This is a genomic window from Amycolatopsis sp. GA6-003, assembly GCF_046267895.1.
GTDB lineage: Bacteria > Actinomycetota > Actinomycetes > Mycobacteriales > Pseudonocardiaceae > Amycolatopsis.
Genome location: NZ_CP176499.1, coordinates 9,151,673 through 9,170,570, shown reverse-complemented (window position 1 = coordinate 9,170,570; position 18,898 = coordinate 9,151,673). Strand labels below are relative to the sequence as shown.

At 71.5% G+C, this 18,898-nt stretch carries 17 protein-coding genes; 4 read left to right on the top strand and 13 right to left on the bottom strand.

Annotated elements, in window-relative coordinates:
- Positions 1-32: 32 nt before the first annotated feature.
- The 8 genes from F9C12_RS41445 to F9C12_RS41410 form a co-directional block, all read right to left on the bottom strand.
- Entirely contained in the window at positions 33-785 is a 753-nt protein-coding gene (locus tag F9C12_RS41445) for a pseudouridine synthase (RefSeq protein ID WP_409179763.1), read from the bottom strand.
- Positions 775-1,734 (bottom strand): SMC-Scp complex subunit ScpB, encoded by a 960-nt coding sequence (scpB, locus tag F9C12_RS41440; RefSeq protein ID WP_409464099.1) that lies wholly within the window; start codon positions 1,732-1,734, stop codon positions 775-777. Before scpB ends, F9C12_RS41445 begins: the two co-directional genes overlap by 11 nt.
- Complete coding sequence (locus tag F9C12_RS41435; RefSeq protein ID WP_409179761.1) at positions 1,731-2,756, bottom strand: segregation and condensation protein A; 1,026 nt, start codon at positions 2,754-2,756, stop codon at positions 1,731-1,733. Before F9C12_RS41435 ends, scpB begins: the two co-directional genes overlap by 4 nt.
- Entirely contained in the window at positions 2,756-3,172 is a 417-nt protein-coding gene (locus F9C12_RS41430) for a cobyrinic acid a,c-diamide synthase (protein ID WP_409179760.1), read from the bottom strand. Before F9C12_RS41430 ends, F9C12_RS41435 begins: the two co-directional genes overlap by 1 nt.
- Positions 3,169-4,218: a ParA family protein gene (locus tag F9C12_RS41425; RefSeq protein WP_409179759.1), complete on the bottom strand. Its 1,050-nt coding sequence runs from the start codon at positions 4,216-4,218 to the stop codon at positions 3,169-3,171. The genes F9C12_RS41430 and F9C12_RS41425 overlap by 4 nt, the downstream gene beginning before the upstream one ends.
- A gap of 132 nt (positions 4,219-4,350) precedes the next feature.
- Entirely contained in the window at positions 4,351-5,283 is a 933-nt protein-coding gene (xerD, locus tag F9C12_RS41420) for a site-specific tyrosine recombinase XerD (RefSeq protein WP_409464098.1), read from the bottom strand.
- Positions 5,284-5,322: 39 nt separating this feature from the next.
- Positions 5,323-5,955 carry an NUDIX domain-containing protein gene (locus F9C12_RS41415; RefSeq protein ID WP_409464097.1) on the bottom strand — a complete coding sequence of 211 codons (633 nt, stop codon included), beginning with the start codon at positions 5,953-5,955 and terminating at the stop codon, positions 5,323-5,325.
- On the bottom strand, positions 5,952-7,652 hold the full coding sequence (locus tag F9C12_RS41410; protein ID WP_409179757.1) for a CTP synthase: 1,701 nt from the start codon (positions 7,650-7,652) through the stop codon (positions 5,952-5,954). The genes F9C12_RS41415 and F9C12_RS41410 overlap by 4 nt, the downstream gene beginning before the upstream one ends.
- A 97-nt stretch (positions 7,653-7,749) precedes the next feature.
- Between F9C12_RS41410 and aroA the strand changes: the two genes are divergently transcribed.
- On the top strand, positions 7,750-9,036 hold the full coding sequence (gene aroA, locus F9C12_RS41405) for a 3-phosphoshikimate 1-carboxyvinyltransferase (RefSeq protein WP_409464096.1): 1,287 nt from the start codon (positions 7,750-7,752) through the stop codon (positions 9,034-9,036).
- Here the strand turns inward: aroA and F9C12_RS41400 are convergent.
- Positions 9,029-9,874: an alpha/beta fold hydrolase gene (locus F9C12_RS41400; protein ID WP_409464095.1), complete on the bottom strand. Its 846-nt coding sequence runs from the start codon at positions 9,872-9,874 to the stop codon at positions 9,029-9,031. The genes aroA and F9C12_RS41400 overlap by 8 nt on opposite strands.
- Positions 9,875-9,915: 41 nt before the next feature.
- Positions 9,916-10,587 (bottom strand): GntR family transcriptional regulator, encoded by a 672-nt coding sequence (locus F9C12_RS41395; RefSeq protein ID WP_409186971.1) that lies wholly within the window; start codon positions 10,585-10,587, stop codon positions 9,916-9,918.
- Between the two features lie 144 nt (positions 10,588-10,731).
- On the opposite strand from F9C12_RS41395, the gene F9C12_RS41390 reads away from it, so the two are divergent.
- Both F9C12_RS41390 and F9C12_RS41385 read left to right on the top strand, forming a co-directional pair.
- Positions 10,732-12,159: an NCS1 family nucleobase:cation symporter-1 gene (locus tag F9C12_RS41390; RefSeq protein WP_409464094.1), complete on the top strand. Its 1,428-nt coding sequence runs from the start codon at positions 10,732-10,734 to the stop codon at positions 12,157-12,159.
- Positions 12,159-12,869: an aspartate/glutamate racemase family protein gene (locus F9C12_RS41385; protein ID WP_409464093.1), complete on the top strand. Its 711-nt coding sequence runs from the start codon at positions 12,159-12,161 to the stop codon at positions 12,867-12,869. Before F9C12_RS41390 ends, F9C12_RS41385 begins: the two co-directional genes overlap by 1 nt.
- Before the next feature lie 28 nt (positions 12,870-12,897).
- Here F9C12_RS41385 and F9C12_RS41380 read toward each other — a convergent pair whose 3' ends face one another.
- Positions 12,898-14,034, bottom strand: coding sequence for an acyltransferase (locus tag F9C12_RS41380; RefSeq protein ID WP_409464092.1), 1,137 nt, complete (start codon positions 14,032-14,034; stop codon positions 12,898-12,900).
- A gap of 391 nt (positions 14,035-14,425) precedes the next feature.
- On the opposite strand from F9C12_RS41380, the gene F9C12_RS41375 reads away from it, so the two are divergent.
- Complete coding sequence (locus tag F9C12_RS41375) at positions 14,426-16,312, top strand: glycosyl hydrolase family 18 protein (protein ID WP_409464091.1); 1,887 nt, start codon at positions 14,426-14,428, stop codon at positions 16,310-16,312.
- Between the two features lie 398 nt (positions 16,313-16,710).
- On the opposite strand, the gene F9C12_RS41370 is transcribed toward F9C12_RS41375, so the two are convergent.
- Positions 16,711-17,658: a copper transporter gene (locus F9C12_RS41370; protein ID WP_409179750.1), complete on the bottom strand. Its 948-nt coding sequence runs from the start codon at positions 17,656-17,658 to the stop codon at positions 16,711-16,713.
- On the bottom strand, positions 17,655-18,839 hold the full coding sequence (steA, locus tag F9C12_RS41365; RefSeq protein ID WP_409179749.1) for a putative cytokinetic ring protein SteA: 1,185 nt from the start codon (positions 18,837-18,839) through the stop codon (positions 17,655-17,657). The genes F9C12_RS41370 and steA overlap by 4 nt, the downstream gene beginning before the upstream one ends.
- Positions 18,840-18,898: the final 59 nt, after the last annotated feature.

The following is an 18,898-nucleotide window of genomic DNA, read 5'->3' as shown; positions in this document are numbered from 1 at the left end:
GCCCGGCATCAGGGCCGAAAGTGGGGAACCGGTCAGAGTCCCACGGTGCGGTACAGCGCGCCGACCTCGCCGCGGTTCAGCCTGCGGATCGTGCCCTGGCGCTGGTTGCCCAGCTGGACGTCGCCGACCGCGGTGCGCACCAGCTTGCGCACCGGGTGCCCGGTGGCCGCCATCAGCCTGCGCACGATGTGCTTGCGGCCCTCGTGGATCACCAGCTCGACCATGCTGCGGCCGGAGTGCATGTCCTTGACCCGGAACTGGTCGACCTTGACGATGCCGTCCGGCAGCTCCCAGCCCGCGCGCAGCTGTTTGCCCAGCCCGCGCGGCACCAGGCCCTCGACCTCCGCGAAGTAGGTCTTGAGCACCCGGTAGGACGGGTGCATCAGCCGGTGCCCGAGGTCGCCGTCGTTGGTCAGCAGCAGCAGGCCCTCGGTGTTCTCGTCGAGCCGCCCGACGTGCACGACGCCCGGGGTCTCCTCCCACCGGCCGCGCAGGTAGTCGCCGACGCACGGGCGGCCCCGGTCGTCCGACATCGTGGAGTGCACGCCCTTGGGCTTGTTGAACGCGAGGTACACGAGGTCGTCGCGGAGGTTGACCCGCGTGCCGTCGACGTGGATCACCGCCTCCTCCGGGTGCACGCGGCGGCCCAGCTCGGTGACGACCTCGCCGTCCACCTCCACGCGGCCGGCCGCGATCAGGTCCTCGGCCGCGCGGCGCGACGCCACGCCGGCCTGCGACAGGACCTTCTGCAGGCGGATGCCGTCGGGGTGCTGCTCAGATGTCATCGATGGTGTCCACTTCGGGTAGCAGCGGAGCGATCGGGGGCAGGTCGTTCAGCGACGACAGCCCCAGTCGCTCCAGGAACAGCTCGGTCGTCACGTACAGCGTGCCCGTGGTCTCCGGGTCGGTGCCCATCTCCTCGATGAGCCCCCGCGCCAGCAGGGTCCGGATCACGCCGTCCACGTTCACCCCGCGCACCGCCGCGACCCGGGCCCGGGTGACCGGCTGCCGGTACGCGATCACGGCGAGGCTCTCCAGCGCGGCCCTGGTCAGCTTCGACCGCTGGCCGTCCAGCAGGAGCTTCTCCACGAACGGGGCGTAGGTGTCCCTAGTGTAGAACCGCCACCCTTCGCCGACGCGCCGCAGGTCGATCCCGCTGGCCCGCTCGGCGAACTTCTGCGCCATGGTGCGCAGCGCGACGGTCACCCGGGCGACCGGCTGGTCCAGCGTTTCGGCGAGGGAATCCTCCCCGATCGGCGAGTCCACGACGAGCAGCAGGGCTTCGAGCGCGGCTTCGAGCGCCTCGTCGTCCTCGACGCTGGGCAGGCCGCTGTCCACGGCGACCAGGCCTTCGTCGTCGGAGGGCCCGGCTTCGGCAGCGGCTTCGGCTTCGGCTTCCGGCGCGGCTTCGGCTTCGGCTTCGGCAGGCTCCGCGGCCTCCGGCTCGACGGCGTCGGCGGGCTCCGCTTCGGCCTCGACCTGAGCTTCCTCCGCCGGAGCCTCCGGAGCCTCCTCCGTCGCGGCTTCGGCAGGCTCCGCGGTCTCCGGCTCGACGGCGTCGGCGGGCTCCGCTTCGACCTCGTTGTCCGGCCGCGGCGCGGTTTCCGGCTCGGTCTCCGCGGCCGGTTCCGGCTCCCCGACCGGCTCGGCCGCCGCCTCTTCGGCCTCGACCTGGGCCTCTTCCGCCGGAGCCTCCGGAGTCTCCTCCGGCACGCGGTCGTCTTCGGTGCTCACCCGTATTCCTCCTCCTCGGCCGCCGCGCGGTCCTGCTCGGCGGCGGCGGACGCCTCGGCCACGCTGCCGCCGGTCCAGCGGACGTGCAGTTCCGCCAGCGCCTCCAGCTGGTCGAACTGCACCGCCGATTCGCGGTACAGCTCCAGCAGCGCGAGGAACCGGGCCACGACCTCCACCGTGTGCTCGCAGTCCGAGGTCAGTTCCTTGAACGTCGCCTGCCCGGCCTCGGCGAGCTTCACCCGCAGCAGCGCGGCGTGCTCGCGCACGGACACGCGCCCCATGTGGATGTGCGCGATCGACACCTGCGGCGGCGGCTTCGGCCGGAACACCGCGACCGCGATCTCCGCGAACCGCTCCGGCGTGACGCCCAGCATCACCTCCGGCAGCAGCCCGAGGTAGCGCTCCTCCAGCGCGACCGACCGCGGGTACCGGCGCAGCGCGTTCTCCTCCAGCTCGCCGAACAGCGCGGCCACCTGCTTGTACGCGCGGTACTGCAGCATCCGCGCGAACAGCACGTCGCGGGCTTCCAGCAGGGCCAGGTCGTCCTCGTTCTCGACCTCGGCCGCGGGCAGCAGCCGGGCGGCCTTGAGGTCGAGCAGGGTCGCCGCGATCACCAGGAACTCGGTGGTCTCGTCGAGGTTCCAGTCCGGGCCGAGCGCGCGGGTGTAGGCGATGAAGTCGTCGGTGACCGTGTGCAGGGCGACCTCGGTGACGTCCAGCTGGTGCTGCGAGATCAGCTGCAGCAGCAGGTCGAACGGGCCCTCGAAGTTCTGCAGCCGCACCTTGAACTTCGAGGAGCCCTCCTCGGCGGCGTACCCCTCGGGGATGGTGCCGCCGTGCACCGTCTGGTGCCCGGCCGGAGCCGCCGGGTCTTCCGGGACCGCGGCGGCGTCCGCGTCCCCGGTGCTCTCCGCGCCGTCCGAGCCGGCAGTGCTCTCCGAGCTCTCCGAGACGTTCTCCGAGACGTTTTCCGAGACCGCCGCTTCCGGCTCCGGCAGCTCGGCCGATGCCGGTTCGTCCATCAGCCCTCGGTTCCGCCGTCCTCGCCGCTCGCCCGCAATCGCTGCACCAGCACCGACTCCTCGCCGCGCTGGTCGAAGTCGGCGAGCAGCACCGCGACCGCCTCGCGGACCAGCCTGCCGCGGTCGACGACCAGGTCGTGCTTGGCGCGCAGGTTCAGCCGGGCCTGCTCCATCGCGAGCAGTTCCTCGCCGGAGACGTACACGGTGATCTTCGCGTCGTGCTTGGTGCGCCCGGACCCGCCGCGCGCCGCGTTGCGGGCCAGCTGCTCGGCCTCCGCGCCGCCGGCGGGCTTGCCGCCGCGCTGCACCGGTTCCGCCGGAGCGGGCACGGCGGGGCGTTCGAGGGCGGGGGTCGCCGGACTGGAGGTGAGGCGGAAAAGCTCCGACGCTCCGGGCAGGGAAGCGCGCCTGCTCACCGAGCGATCACCTCGCGGGCCAGCGCGCGGTAGGCCGCGGCGCCGGCGGACTTGGGGGCCCAGGTCGTGATGGGTTCGCCCGCGACCGTCGTCTCGGGGAACCGCACGGTGCGGTTGATCACCGTGTCGAACACGGTGTCGCCGAATGCCTCCACCACGCGAGCCATGACCTCCTTCGAGTGCAGGGTTCTCGGGTCGTACATCGTGGCGAGAATCCCCGTGATGTCCAGTTTGGGGTTGAGGCGTTCCTGCACCTTCTCGATCGTGTCGATCAGGAGCGCGACGCCTCGCAGACTGAAGAACTCGCACTCCAGGGGGATGATCACACCGTCCGCGGCGGTCAATGCGTTCACCGTCAACAGGCCGAGCGAGGGCTGGCAGTCGACAAGAACATAGTCGTAGTCGTTCATCACCGGACGAAGGACCCGTAACAACGTGTGCTCGCGCCCTACCTCTGCGACGAGCTGGACCTCCGCCGCCGACAGGTCGATGTTGCTCGGCAGCAGGTCAACGCCGTCGACGCGGGTTTTCCGGAGCACGTCCTCGATCTTGACCGAGCGCTCCATGATGACGTTGTAGACCGTCTGGTCCAGTTCGTGCGGCTGGATGCCGAGCCCGACCGACAGCGCGCCCTGCGGGTCGAAGTCGACCAGCAGCACGCGGCGGCCGCATTCGGCGAGCGCGGCCCCGAGGTTGATCGTGGACGTGGTCTTGCCGACCCCGCCCTTCTGGTTGCACATGGCGAGCACCTTCGCCGGGCCGTGCCGCTCCAGCGGCGGCGGCTCGGGGATCTCGCGCAGCGGGCGCCCGGTCGGCCCGATCCCGCTCTCCGCGCGCTCCTTCGCCCGCATCCGGGCGCGCTCGCCGCGGGTCATCGGCCGCTCCGGCTCGTCGCCCTCGTGGTCCGCCGGCGTGGCGATCCGCGCGTGCTCGAGGTTCGCCGCGGCCGGACCGGAAGGCCCGGCTGACCCGGACGGCCCGGCTGGCGCGGCGGACCCGGGCGACGCTGCCGGGTCCTCCGGCTGGTTCGGGGTCGGTGTCGACATGGCGCGAAAGCTCCTTGTTCGGCGGGGTCTGGCGCAGCCTATGCGGATTTCCGGAGCCCCGGCAAAGCGCCGCGCCGGGCCGCACGGGCCGAGTCACCGCAGCGTGGGAAGGCTGTGGGACGCCCCGGGCATTCAGCCCAGCGCGCGCGGATGCGCGGTGGCGTAGACCTCGCGCAGCGTCGTGACCGTGACGAGCGTGTACACCTGGGTCGTGGTCACCGAGGCGTGGCCGAGCAGTTCCTGCACCACGCGGACGTCCGCGCCGCCTTCGAGCAGGTGGGTCGCGAACGAGTGGCGCAGGGTGTGCGGCGACACCGCGGCGGTGATCCCGGCCCGCTCGGCGGTGTCCTTGAGCACCTGCCACGCGCTTTGCCGGGAAAGCCGGCTGCCGCGCGCGTTGAGGAAGATCGCCGACGTGCCCCGGCCGTTCGCGGCGAGCGCGGGACGGGCGCGGACCAGGTAGGCGTCGAGTGCTTCGAGCGCGGGACGGCCGATCGGCACCAGCCGTTGCTTCCCGCCCTTGCCGTCGAGCAGGACGGTGCGCTCGGTGTCGTCCACATCGTCCACGTCGAGGCCGACCGCCTCGGAAATCCGCGCTCCGGTCGAGTACAGCAGCTCCAGCAGCGCCCGGTCGCGCAAGGCGCGTTCGCCGTCCGGCGGCGGAGTGTCGAGCAGCTTGAGGACGTCCGCGACCGGCAGCGCCTTGGGCAGCCGTTTCGCCGCGGCGGGCGGGCGGACGTCGCGGGCCGGGTCGTGTTCGGTGAGCCCGTCGGCGTGCGCGAACTTGTGCAGCCCGCGAACGGCGACCAGCGCCCGCGCGGCCGACGACGCGGCCAGCGGCTGGTGTTCTTCGTCGCCCTCGCGCAGCGCCGCGCCGAACGACGTGACGTGGGCGGGCGTGACCTCGCCCAGCCGCTCGACTCCCGCCGCTTCCAGATGCGCGGCGTATCGCCGGAGGTCGCGGGAGTAGCTGTCGAGGGTGTTGCGGGCGGTGCCGCGTTCCACGACGAGGTGGTCGAGGTACGTGGCGATCGCGCCCCGCACCTCGACCCCCGCATCGTTCACGCCGCCACTCTAGGACGGCGCACCGACAGAACGGGGAAATCAGCCCTCGGCCAGTCGGCGAGCGAACCGCGTCGGCCGGTCCTGCCACGGCGCGTCGGCCGGGCGCGTCTGGGCCGCCCCGGTCAGAACCGCGTGCGCGGAAAGGACGCCCGAGACGGTCGCGCCGTTGACCAGCTCGCCCGCCAGCGCCATCCGGACCGCCTCGGCGAGCGGGAATTTCCGCACCACCAGGTCGGCCTCCTCGTCGCCGAGCACCTCACGGTCCACTTCGGACAGATCGCGCGCGAGGAACACGCGCACCACCTCGTCGGTGAACCCGGGCGAGGCGGCGACGTCGACCAGCGTCTCCCAGCTTCCCGCCGCCAGCCCGGCCTCCTCGGCCAGCTCGCGCCGGGCCGCCTCGACCGGGTCCTCCCCCGGCTTGTCGATCAGCCCGGCGGGCAGCTCCCACAGCCGCCGCCCGAGCGGATGCCGGTACTGGTGCACGAGCGTGACGTTGTCCTCGCCGTCCAGCGCCGCGATCACCACCGCGCCGAGATGTTCGACCACCTCGCGCTTGGCGGTTTCCCCGCCGGGCATCACGACGTCGTCGACCCGCAGGCCGACGACGCGTCCGAGGTGGACGACCGTGCTGCCGGCGACGGAGAACTCGTGCGTGCCGGGCGCGTTCACCGAGCCGCCACGGGCGTCTCGGGCAGTTCGACCGGGAGCCGCTCGGCGACCTTGCGGTCCACGACGGCCTTCACGAACGCGCTGAACAGCGGGTGCGGCCGGGTCGGGCGGCTCTTCAGCTCGGGGTGCGCCTGGGTGCCCACGAAGAACGGGTGCACGTCCGCGGGCAGTTCGACGAACTCGACCAGGCGGTCGTCCGGCGAGGTGCCGGAGAACACCAGGCCGGCGTCGCCGATCTGCTTGCGGTAGGCGTTGTTCACCTCGTAGCGGTGCCGGTGCCGCTCGGACACCTCGGTGGTGCCGTACGCCTTGGCCACCTGCGAACCCGGCTTGAGCTTCGCCGGGTACGCGCCGAGCCGCATCGTGCCGCCCATGTCCCGCTCGCCCGCGACGACGTCGCGCTGGTCGGCCATGGTCGAGATCACCGGGTGCTTCGTGGTCTCGTCGAACTCGGCCGAGTTCGCGCCCTCGATGCCGGCCAGGTTCCGGGCGCTCTCGATGACCATGCACTGCAGGCCGAGGCACAGCCCGAGCAGCGGGACGCCGTGCGTGCGCGCGTAGTGGATCGCGCCGACCTTGCCCTCGATGCCGCGGATGCCGAACCCGCCCGGGATCAGCACGCCGTCCACATCGGACAGCACGGAGGCCGCGCCGGATTCGGTCTGCGCGTCGTCCGAGGCGACCCAGACGATCTCGACCTTGGCGCGGTGCGCGAACCCGCCCGCGCGCAGCGCCTCGGTGACCGAGAGGTACGCGTCCGGCAGGTCGATGTACTTGCCCACCACGGCGACCCGGACGACCTCGGCCGGGTTGTGCACCCGGTCGAGCAGGTCGCCCCACACCGTCCAGTCGACGTCGCGGAACGGCAGGCCGAGGCGGCGCACCACGTACGCGTCGAGCGCCTCGCCGTGCAGCACCTTCGGGATGTCGTAGATCGAGCGCGCGTCCGGGCAGGCGATGACCGCCTCGGTGTCGACGTCGCACATCAGGCCGATCTTGCGCTTGAGGTCGTCCGGGATCTCCCGGTCCGCGCGGCACACCAGCGCGTCCGGCTGGATGCCGATGTTGCGCAGCGCGGCGACCGAGTGCTGGGTCGGCTTGGTCTTGAGCTCGCCCGAGGGGGCGAGGTAGGGCACGAGCGACACGTGCAGGAAGAAGCACTGGTCGCGGCCGACGTCGTGGCGCACCTGGCGGCACGCCTCGAGGAACGGCAGCGACTCGATGTCGCCGACCGTGCCGCCGACCTCGGTGATCACCACGTCCGGCGCGACGCCGTTCTCGTCCGGCCCGGCTGCGGCGGTGATCCGCGCCTTGATCTCGTCGGTGATGTGCGGGATCACCTGGACGGTGTCGCCGAGGTACTCGCCGCGGCGCTCCTTGGCGATCACCTCCGAGTACACCTGTCCGGTGGTGACGTTCGCCTTGCCGTCGAGAGAGCGGTCGAGGAAGCGCTCGTAGTGCCCGATGTCGAGGTCGGTCTCGGCGCCGTCGTCGGTGACGAACACCTCGCCGTGCTGGAACGGGTTCATCGTCCCGGGGTCGACATTGAGGTACGGGTCGAGCTTCTGCATCGTGACGCGGAGTCCGCGCGCGGTGAGGAGCTGTCCGAGGCTGGACGCCGTCAGACCCTTACCCAGAGAGGAGGCGACGCCTCCGGTGACAAAGACATACTTGGTAGCCCGCGACTGAAGTCCCACGGGCCGCCAGCATATCCCACTCCCGCCGGTTCGCTCGCCGACGCCTCTTCCCGGCGCGGCGGAACCGGCCCGCCCGCCCCGCGCTAGGCTGCGCGGCGTGCCGAACCTCCGCGATGACCACTGGACCGCCCCGGTCGCGGGCGCCTCGCTGGACGCCGCGGTGCGCGTCCCCGGATCGAAGTCCATCACCAACCGGGCCTACGTGCTCGCCGCGCTCGCGAGCGCGCCCACGCGGGTGCGCCGTCCGCTCGATTCGCGCGACACCCGGCTGATGCTGGCCGCGCTCGCCTCGCTGGGCGCGCTGTCCGAAGAGACCATCGACGGCTTCCTCGTCCACCCGCTCGGCACCATCGGCGGACGCGGCGACGAAACGACCGTGGCCCTCGGCAATGCCGGGACCGTCGCCCGGTTCACGCCCGCGCTCGCCACGCTCGGCGACGCGTCGGTGCTGTTCGACGGCGACGAGGCGATCCGCCGCCGCCCGATCGGCCCGCTGCTGGCCGCGCTGCGCGAGCTCGGCGCGCGGATCGACGACGGGGGCCGCGACGCGCCGCCGTTCACCGTGCACGGCACCGGCGGCCTGCGCGGCGGCCGGGTGGACCTCGATTCGTCGGCCTCCAGCCAGTTCCTGTCCGCGCTGCTGCTCGCCGGCCCGGCGTTCGAGCGGGGCGTGACGGTGCGGCTGGTCGGCGGCGCCCCGCCGAGCGAACCGCACATCGCGATGACGCTCGACATGCTGCGCCGGTTCGGGGCGACGGTGGACCGTTCGGGCCCGGAATTCCACGTGGAGCCCGCCAAACTCTCCTGCCCCGAGTACGTCGTGGAGCCGGATCTGTCCACCGCGGCCCCGTTCGTGGCCGCCGCGGTGGTCGGCGGCGGCACGGTCCGGGTGCACGGCTGGCCGAAGCAGACCACGCAGCCGGGCGACTGGCTGCGCGGCCTGGTGACCGAACTGGGCGCGAAGGCGACGCTGGACGACGACGGCCTGGTCGTCACCGGCGGCGGCGCGTTCCCCGGCATCGACCTCGACCTGCACGAGGTCGGCGAGCTGACCCCGGTCATCGCGGCGATGCTGTGCTTCGCCGACGGCCCGTCGAGCATCACCGGCGTCGCGCACCTGCGCGGTCACGAGACCGACCGGCTCACCGCGCTGGCCACCGAACTGTCCGGCCTCGGCGCGAACGTCGCCGAACTCGAGGACGGCCTGGAAATCACTCCCGCCCCCATGCACGGCGGCGTGTTCCACACCTACGAGGACCACCGGCTGGTGATGGCCGCGGCGGTGCTGGGCCTGCGCGTGCCCGGCGTGCTGGTCGAGAACCCGGAGACGGTCGGCAAGACGTTCCCGAAGTTCGTCGAGACGTGGAGCGACGCGGTCAGCTGAGCAGCCGGCGGATCTCCTCCGCCACCGCCTCGGGTTCGGTGACCGGCACCAGATGCCCGGACTTCTCCGCGATCCGGTGCCGTCCGCCCGGCGAAACCCGGTGCGCGTGCGCGGCATTCGCCTCCGCGCGCACCGCGGCGTTCATCCCGTCCCCGGTGCGGCCGCCGGACACCACGGTGACCGGATAGTCGCCTTGCGCGGGCGGATTCGCCCGCCAGGTCGCCAGCTCGTCGAGGAAGGTGCGCGCCTGTTCGGCCTGGGTGCGCAGCACTTGCGGCGTAAAGCCTTCGCGCACCAGATCGCGCCGGACGTCCTCGGGAGCCGCCCGAACCATGGGGCGGTACAAGAACTTCAGCAATCCGGCCGCGGCGAGGATCCGGCCGGCAAGCAGAAGTTTCCGTTCGGCGGCGCGGAATCGGGGCGAGAACAGCACTTCCGCCGCTTCGTCGGTCGGATCGACCAGCACCAGGCCCGCCACCTTCGCAGCGGTCCGCGAGGCGGCGAGCCGCACGATCGGTCCCCCGGCGCTGTGCCCGACGAGCACGTACGGCCCCGGCCCGAAATGGCTCAGCACGTCGACGAGATCGTCGGCCATACGGTCCAGCGTCCGCCCGGAGGGATCCGGCGCGCTGCGCCCGAGCCCGGACCGGTCGTACACGACGGCCCGCGCGAACTCGCCGACCAGCGGCTGCACCAGCCCCCACGACGACCGCCCCGCGCCCGCCCCCGCCTCGAACACCACGGTCGGCGCGCTCTCCGGACCGGGCAGCACCATCGCGTACAGCCGTCGTCCGTCCCTTGTGGACACCCACTCCGGCTCGCCCTGCACGTGCGCCACCAGCGACCCCCTCCCGCGAGTTAGGGTCACCTTACCGGAGATCAGCCCGCCGGGCGCTCGCCCCGCTCGCCCTCCCCGAACAGGTCGCGCAGTGTCACCTCGCGGTTGACCCGGACGTGCTCGGCGGCGTACTCGCGCGCCCGCTCCACGTCGCCGGACCCGATGGCGTCCACCAGCCGGCGATGCTCGTCCAGCAGTTCGTCCCAGTGCTCGTTCTGGCTGGTCAGCCACCGCAGCTGGCCTTCGAGCGGATGCAGCATCGTGGTCAGCAGCCGGTTGCCCGCGATGGCGACGATCTCGTCGTGCAGCCTGCTGTTGACCTCCGAGATCCGCGCGCCGTCGCCGCTCGGGGTGACCCGCGCGGATTCGGCGAGCAACCGCTCCAGCCGCCGCATCTCCGGCTTCCCGGCCCGCTCCGCGGCGCGCGCGGCGGCGAGGCTCTCCAGCGCCTCCCGGACGTCGAACAGCTCCTCGACGTCCACCCGCGCCAGCTGCCGCACCACGACCCGCCGCGGCGAGGGCACGACCACGAATCCCTCGGCCTCGAGGCTGCGGATCGCCTCGCGCACCGGCACCCGCGAAACCCCGAGATCCTCGGCCAATTCGCGTTCGACCAGCCGGTCCCCCGGCTTCAGCCGCCCGGTCAGGATCCGCTCCCGCAGCTCGTCGAGCACCCGGGCGCGCGTCGCCGCGAGCGGCTGCCGCTCCTGGATGGCGCCCACCTGACCCCCTCTGACCGACACCGGACGCCCGCGAGTTTATCGGGAAGAGGGTTGACGCAGCGGCCGCGCGGGGAGATAGTGAGGATCCCCAGTTTGGGATACCAAAGCTGCCGGCACGTCGACCGGAGGTCAGCGATGACGCCCGTCCCGTCCACCGCGACCAGCGCGAACGTCCAGACCGAACCCGACCCCCGGCTGTGGAACGAGGACCTCGCCCCCGTCCGGGAACGGCGCTGGAAGGTCTACGACATCTTCGCGCTCTGGATGTCGGACGTGCACAACCTCGGCAACTACACCTTCGCCGCCGGCCTGTTCGTGCTCGGCCTCCCGGCCTGGCAGGTGTTCACCGCGCTGCTGTTCGGGTTCGTGGTCATCTTCTTCGGGATGAACCTGATGGGCCGGATCGGGCAGCGCACCGGCGTCCCGTTCCCGGTGGTCGCGCGGATCAGCTTCGGCACGTTCGGCGCGAACCTCCCCGCGCTGATCCGCGCGGTGATCGCGATCTTCTGGTACGGCATCCAGACCTATCTCGCGAGCGTCGCCATCACGCTGCTCGTGCTGGCGATCGACCCCGGCCTGAAACCGTTGACCCAGCACAGTTTCCTCGGCCTGCACGCGCTCGGCTGGATGTGCTTCGTGGCGCTGTGGCTGGTGCAGGCGCTCGTGCTGACCCGCGGCATGGAGGCCGTGCGGAAGTTCCAGGACTGGTGCGGCCCGCTGATCTGGGTCGTGATGATCGCGCTCGCGGTCTGGATTCTCGCCGCGAGCCACTGGCGCCTTTCGTTCACCAGCAGCCCGCGGCAGCTGTCCGGCGGCGAGCAGGTGCGGCAGTGGTTCGGCGCGGCCGGGCTGATCCTGTCCACCTACGGCACGCTGATGCTCAACTTCTGCGATTTCTCCCGCAACGCCCCGGACCAGAAAACGGTGCGGCGCGGCAACTTCTGGGGCCTTCCGGTGAACTCGACGGCGTTCGCGCTGCTGTCGGTGATCGTCACCGCGGGCAGCCTGCAGGTGTTCGGCGAGGCGATCACCGACCCGGCCGAGCTGCTCGCCCGCGTGCACAACACGCCGGTGCTGATCGTCGGCGCGCTCACCTTCGCCATCGCCACCATGGGCGTCAACATCGTCGCGAACTTCGTCTCCCCCGCCTACGACCTGGCCAACATCTGGCCCAAGCGGATCTCGTTCACCGTCGGCGGGATGATCAGCGCCGTCGCCGCGCTGTGCGTGCTGCCGTGGAAGCTGTACTCGTCGCCGGTGGTGGTCAACTACTTCCTCGGCGGGCTCGGCGCGTTCCTCGGGCCGCTGTTCGGGATCATGATCGTCGACTACTACCTGATCCGCCGCTGCGAGGTCGACGTCGAGCAGCTGTTCGTGCGAGACGGCAAGTACCCCAAGGTGAATCCGCGCGCGATGGCGGCCTTCTTCCCGTGCGCGGTGCTCTCCGCGGTGATCGCGCTGGTGCCGTTCTTCGCGCCGGCCGCGCCGTATTCCTGGTTCCTCGGCACCGCCAGCGCCGGATTGCTCTACTACGCCGTTTCGTACCGCCAGCGGAGGGCTTGATGCGGATCCTCGTCACCAACTGCAACACCACCGAGGCCATGACGAAGGAGATCGAGGCCGGTGCGCGCGCGGCGGCCAGCCCCGGCACCGAAATCCTTGCGCTGACGCCGAAGTGGGGCCCGGAATCGGCCGAGGGCTGGCTGGACAGCTTCCTGTCCGCCGCGGCCGTGCTGGACTTGTTGCGCACCACCGAGGAACCGTTCGACGCGGTCGTCCTCGCCGGGTTCGGCGAGCACGGCCGCGAGGGCGCCCGGGAACTGCTGGAGGTGCCGGTCGTCGACATCACCGAGGCCGCGGCGCATCTCGCCGGGCTGCTCGGCCGCCGGTACGGCGTGGTGACGACGCTGGACCGCACCTGCGGGCTGATCGAGGACAGCCTGCATTCCGCGGGCGTGGACCGGAACTGCGTCGCGGTCGTCGGCACCGGGCTGAGCGTGCTGGAGCTGCGCGACGAGGAACGGACCGAATCGGCCCTGCTCGCCGCGGGATTGCGGGCGCGCGACGCCGGGGCCGAGGTGCTCGTGCTCGGCTGCGCCGGGATGACCGGGCTGGACCGCAAGATGTCGGCGATGCTCGACGTGCCGGTGGTCGACGGCGTCGCGGCGGCGGTCCGGCTCGCGGAATCCCTGGTGGCGCTGGGATTGCGCACCAGCCGCGCCGGGTCCTACGCCCGGCCGCTCGAGAAACACCGCGCCTGGCCCGGGGAATGACCGCTTGCCGCTCCCGGACCTTTGCCGCTCAGGACCGCACCGGCACCCGGGCGCGGCCGGTCAGCGCCTTGCTCCACGGCAGCCGCCGCAGCACCTCGACGATGCCGAAGGTCAGCGCCACCGTCGCCGGGTAGGCCACCAGCGTCGTCCACGGCGCGCCGTAGCGGTCGCCGACGAAGACGAACAGCGGGTCCAGCAGCGCGATCGCGATCGGGTGGGTCAGGAACACCGCGAACGACCGGTTCACCGCCCAGGACACGAACCGCCCGCCGCGCTGCCTGCTCTCCGCCCAGCGCGCGCCCGCCAGGTAGATCCCGGCGATCACCGCGACGAACCACGGGATCAGGTACGGGCGGAAGGCGTCCGACGCCATCTCCGGCCACTCTCCGAAGTGGACACTCACGAAATAGCCGGTCTCCGCGATCGCGAGCCCGCCGGCCATCCCCAGCAGGACCCGGCGCGCGTGCGTGCGCAGCCAGGCGTGCACCGCCTCGAAGTGCACCGCCGCCGCGGTGCCGAGCAGCATGTAGAACTGGTACACGACGAAGGTCGCGAAGAACTTGCTGACGAAGCCGTAGCCCAGCGCGGCGGGCGGGTAGCTCATGAAGGCCGCGACCGCCGCCTGGAGCGCGCCGGAGACCGCGAGCACGGTCCACGGACGGCGGCGGATCAGGTCGAACAGCTTGGCCAGCAGCGGGAACAGCAGGTACACCTGCAGCGTCACCAGCATGAAATACATGTGGTACCAGGCGTTCCCGGTGAGCAGGTCGAGCCCGAGCGTGCGCAGCTGCGCGCCGGCCGAGCCGAACGGCTGGTCCGAGGCGAGCACCGAATAACCCCGGTAGATCACCGTCCACACCACGTACGGCACCGCGACCAGGGGGAACCGCCTGCGCCAGAACTTCCCGGCGTTCAGCGGCCGGTCGCGGTACTGGAACGCGAGCACGAACGCGGTCAGCGCGAAGAACGCTTCGCGGGTCAGGTGCAGCGGGGTCTGGATCGCGTCGGCGACGACGTCCTGCGGGAAGGTCGTGGAGCCGATCACGTGGATGAGGATGACCAGGGCGAACGTGACGACCCGGTACAAATCGAGCTGACGCAGGTGCGGCGATCTGGCGGGCGCCGGCTCGTCGGAACGGACGAGCGGGATCTCGGTAGTGGTCATCGTTCGGCCGTGCTCCCGGGGTCGTTGGCGCTCATGGTGCCAGGCTCTCGTGCGCAGCTGTGAACCACCCATGATCTTCCTGAGACGCGCCTGATGCCGCGCGAGCCGGATGTCGGGTCAGCCACACCCGTACGGGTGAACCGGAGCCGCTCGGCGGTCCGGACCACTCGCCCCGCGTGGAACAGGCCGTTCGTCGGGCCTTTCCGGACACTTCACCACAAAACGCCCAGCCCTGGAAATTGGTCTAGTCCACAGTATTGACTCCGGCTGTGCCCTGGTTCACATTCGGAAGCGGGCCGGCCCCGCTCCTGCAGTGATCACCCGATGTCCGACGCTCGCCGCGCATTCCGGTGCGGCGGGCGGACTTCGCTTGTGCGAGGGAGAAACGCTTATGCCCCACCGGACCTTGAGACCGCTGGCCGTGGCCTGCGCCGCCGCGGCCGCCGTGGTCGTGGCCGGTCTCACCATCCTGGCCCGGCCCGCCCCGGCCACCGCGACGCCCGCGCCCTCCTCGGGAGGCCTGCGCATCGCCTACTTCGACCAATGGAGCATCTACCAGAACGCCTACTACCTCAAGAACGTCGACAAGATCGCCGACAACATCGACTACCTGCTCTACGACTTCGAGAACATCGAGCCGAACAACCTCACCTGCTTCGAGACGACCAAGGCGACCACCCCCGACCCGGGCGGCGAGGACGACCCGAACGCGGGCGACGGCGCGGGCGACCAGTTCGCCGACTACCAGAAGTCGTTCGGCTCGGACATCAGCGTCGACGGCACCGCCGACACCTACAACATGCCGATCGTCGGCAACTTCCACCAGCTGCAGGAACTCAAGGCCCGGCACCCGAACCTGAAGGTGCTGCTGTCGCTCGGCGGCTGGACGTACTCGAAGTACTTCTCCGACGCCGCGGCCACCGACGCCTCGCGCAAGAAGTTCGTCAGCTCCTGCATCGACATGTTCATCAAGGGCAACATCCCGGCCGCGGGCGGCTTCGGCGGCCCCGGCACCGCCGCGAACATCTTCGACGGGTTCGACATCGACTGGGAGTACCCGGCGCACCCCGGCGGCCACAAGGGCAACCACTACAGCCCCGACGACACGAAGAACTTCACCGCGCTGCTCGCCGAGTTCCGCACCGAACTCGACGCGCTGGGCAAGCACTACGCGCTCTCGGCCGCCCTGCCCGGCGGCCAGGACAAGATCGCGAAGATCGAGACCGACAAGATCCACCAGTACATGGACTTCGCGGACCCGATGACCTACGACATGCACGGCGCGTGGGACAAGACCGGCCCGACGAACTTCCAGGACCCGCTCTACCCCTCGCCGAACGATCCGTCGCCGACCATCCCGCCGGGCACCGAGAAATACACCATCGACCAGGTGATGAAGGCGTACACGCAAGGCGATCCGGCGTACGGCATCCCCGGCGGGTTCCCGGCGGCGAAGCTGACGCTGGGCATCCCGTTCTACTACCGGGGCTGGACCGGCGTCCCGGCCGGCTCGAACCACGGGCTGTACCAGACGGCGACCGGCCCGTCCGCTCCGCATCCGCTGAGCGGCAACGTGCCCGGCGTCGCGATGTACAAGGAACTCTCCGGCGTCGTCGACAACCCGGCGACCACGTTCTGGGACCCGACAACGCAATCCGCGTGGTTCTACGACGGGACGAGCTTCTACGGCGGTTCGTCCAAGCAGTCGATCAAGGCGCGCACCGATTACATCCATTGCAACGGCCTCGGCGGCGCGATGATGTTCTCGCTGTACGACCTCGATCCCGAGTCGACGCTGTTCCACGCGGTCGTGGACGGGCTCGCCGCGCCGACGGAGGGCTGCTCCGGCCCGCCGCCGACCACCTCGACGACGCCCACCACTTCCACCAAGCCGACCACCCCCACGACCCCGACCACGCCGACGACCCCGACCACGCCCACCACTTCCACGACTCCGCCCAGCCAGTGCACGGCGGCGGCCTGGGATTCGGGCAAGGTCTACAACGGCGGCGCGGTCGTGTCGTACAACAACCACACGTGGACGGCGAAGTGGTGGACGCAGGGCGAGCAGCCCGGCACCTCGGACGTCTGGGCGGACAACGGAGCCTGCACCGGCGGCGGTCCGACGACCGCGTGCCCGGCGGCGTGGAGCACCTCCCAGTCCTACAACGCCGGCGCGGTGGTGTCCTACAACGGCCACCGCTGGTCCGCCAAGTGGTGGACGCGAGGCGAAACGCCCGGCAGCGCAGCGGTCTGGGCGGACAACGGCGCCTGCTGACCCCGCGGCAGGCGCGCGAATAACGGCGGCGGCACCGGACTTCCTCCCCCGAAGGGATCCGGTGCCGCCGCTGACTGCTGTGCGCGAGAGCCGTCCTCGCGACAGGCGCACGAAGCTTGGCGGGCCCTCCCTCCCTCACGGCACGCGCACCAAGCTGGGCGGGCACTCCCGCCCTCACGGCACGCGCACAATGCTGGGCGAGACCCGTCCCGTCCTCGATGCAGGCGCACAAAGCTGGGCGGGCACTCCCACCCTCGCGACACGCGCACCAAGCCGGGCGAGACCCGTCCCGTCCCCGAGGCAGGCGCACAAGTCGGCGGCGGCGCCGGTTTTCCTCGCCCACGAAGGAAACCCGGCGCCGCCGCCGGCTGTGGTGCGGGAGGCGGAAAGTCTCTCGTTCAGTTCCCCGAAGCGGCCACGCCCGGCGCGATCGCCTGCGCGTTGCCCGCGATCCCGTACCGGCCCGAACCGCCGTTGAGCTGTTCCTGCAAGGCCAGGATCGCCGCCACGCGGCCGGCCGCCGAATCCGCGTTGTCCACAGTGGACAGGATCGACGTCGCCGACGTGTCCGCGCGCACGACCCCGATCGGGCCAGTGCCTTCCGCGGAGCCCGGGTCCCCGGCGAGCACCGTGCCCGCGCCGGAGCGGTCCATCTGCGCGGCGAACCGCGCGATCGTCGCGGCCCGGTCGCCCGCGCCGTCGCCGGTCTGCTGGGCTCCGGTCAGCACGATCGCCAGCTGCGCGGGCTGCACGCCCTGGCTCGGCTTCACGAAACCGCCGTCGGTCAGCCCGCCCAGCGCGGCGGCGAGTTCGTCGCCGCTCGACTGCGGTTTCGCGCTCGCCTTGTCCAGCAGCAGCACCGAACCGAGCAGCGCGCCGGCGAGCGTGCCGGAGTCGCCCGCGGTCGGGAACTTCGCCCCGGCCGGCTGCAGCCGCGTGACGACGTCGCGCAGCTGGTCGGCTTTCGCCGGGTCGGTGAACGCGTTCGTCAGCTGCAGTTCGCCGGTCACCGAGGCGCCGGCCTGGCCGACGAGCTTCTTGAGCGCGTCGCGGTCGGCCGGGCGCGCGTCCTGCGTGGTGACGATGACGACGCTGCGCTTGTCGAGCGCGCCCGCGACGACCTTCGGGCCCATCGTGCCGGCGAAGGCGTCCGCGTCGGACAGCCGCGCCTTGAGGTTGTTGCGCTGCGCCTCGAGGTCGGCGACCTGCGTGCCGAGGTCTTTCTTCTGGTCCGCGAGCCCGGACAGCAGCGAACCGTTGAGCGCGGTCGAGCCCAGCACCACGCCGACGGCCAGCGCCAGGAAGCACGCGGTGATGGAAACGATGTGGTACCGCAGGGAAATCACGTGAAGAGACCCTTCACCCAGGCGACGAACGTGGACCAGGCGTGCTGGATCCACTCGAGATAGACGGAGCCGACGTCGGACACCAGCAGCGCGGCGATGACGACGACGATGGCGGCGAGCACGAGCAGCGCGACCGCGCCGAGCGACACCCGGGCGCGGTGCAGCGTCGCGACGGCCTTGCCGTCGACCAGCTTCGTGCCGAGCTTGAGCCGCGTGAGGAACGTGGACGGGTTCGACCCGGACCGGCCGTGGTCGAGGAATTCCCGCAGCGTGGCCTGGAACCCGACGGTGACCACCAGGCTCGCGCCGTGCGCGTCGGCCAGCAGCAGCGCGAGGTCCTCGGCGTTGCCGGACGCGGGGAAGGTGACCGCGCCGATGCCCAGGTCCTGGATCCGCTCGACGCCCGGCGCGTGCCCGTCCGGCTGCGCGGGGACGACGACCTCGCCGCCGCTGCGCAGCGTCGCGGTGCCGATCCCGGTCGGGTCGCCGACCATCACGTCCGGCTGGTAGCCCTGCGCGCGCAGGGTGTCCGCGCCGGCGTCGACGCCGATCAGCACCGGCCGGTGCTCGCCGATGTACTTCTTGAGCTTCTTGAGGTCCTCGGCGTGCCCGGTCCCCGCGGCGACGACCAGCACGTGCCGGTCGCGCACCGGGACCTTCAGCTCCGGCACGCCGACGCCGTCGAGGATCAGCGTCCGCTCGCGGCGCAGGAACTCGATCGTGTTGGCGGAGAAGGCTTCCAGCTGGGTCGACATCCCGGCCTTGGCCTCGATCATCTGGTCGGCGACGCTTTCGGCGGTCTGCTCGACCCCGGTCGCCAGCTGCCGCTCCCCCAGGTACACCGCGCCCTCGTGCACGCGCAGCTTCGTGCCGTCCTTGACGGTGCGCAGCAGGTCCCCGCCGACGGAGTCGACCAGCGGGATGCCCGCCGCCACCAGGATTTCCGGGCCGAGGTTGGGGAACCGGCCGGAGATCGACGGCGACGCGTTGACCACCGCGGCGACCTCGGCGGCGACGAGCGCGTCGGCCGTGGCGCGGTCGAGGTCGAGCTGGTCCAGCACGACGATGTCGCCGGCGCTGACCCGGCGCAGCAGCTCCCGCGTGCGCCGGTCGACCCGCGCGACACCGATGACGCCGGGGAGGGCTTCTTGGTTCCGCGCGAGAAGACCAGTGAGCTTCATGTGGCTGATGGTGACAAATTTGTGCCTTGGTGCGGAGCCGACGCGCCGAAGCGGACATG

Excerpts from the sequence above, each read along its gene's own strand:
- F9C12_RS41445 (WP_409179763.1), bottom strand. The coding sequence starts at position 785 with ATGACATCTGAGCAGCACCCCGACGGCATCCGCCTGCAGAAGGTCCTG.
- F9C12_RS41435 (WP_409179761.1), bottom strand. The coding sequence starts at position 2,756 with ATGGACGAACCGGCATCGGCCGAGCTGCCGGAGCCGGAAGCGGCGGTC.
- F9C12_RS41425 (WP_409179759.1), bottom strand. The coding sequence starts at position 4,218 with ATGTCGACACCGACCCCGAACCAGCCGGAGGACCCGGCAGCGTCGCCC.
- F9C12_RS41390 (WP_409464094.1), top strand. The coding sequence starts at position 10,732 with ATGACGCCCGTCCCGTCCACCGCGACCAGCGCGAACGTCCAGACCGAA.
- F9C12_RS41385 (WP_409464093.1), top strand. The coding sequence starts at position 12,159 with ATGCGGATCCTCGTCACCAACTGCAACACCACCGAGGCCATGACGAAG.
- F9C12_RS41380 (WP_409464092.1), bottom strand. The coding sequence starts at position 14,034 with ATGACCACTACCGAGATCCCGCTCGTCCGTTCCGACGAGCCGGCGCCC.
- F9C12_RS41375 (WP_409464091.1), top strand. The coding sequence starts at position 14,426 with ATGCCCCACCGGACCTTGAGACCGCTGGCCGTGGCCTGCGCCGCCGCG.
- steA (WP_409179749.1), bottom strand. The coding sequence starts at position 18,839 with ATGAAGCTCACTGGTCTTCTCGCGCGGAACCAAGAAGCCCTCCCCGGC.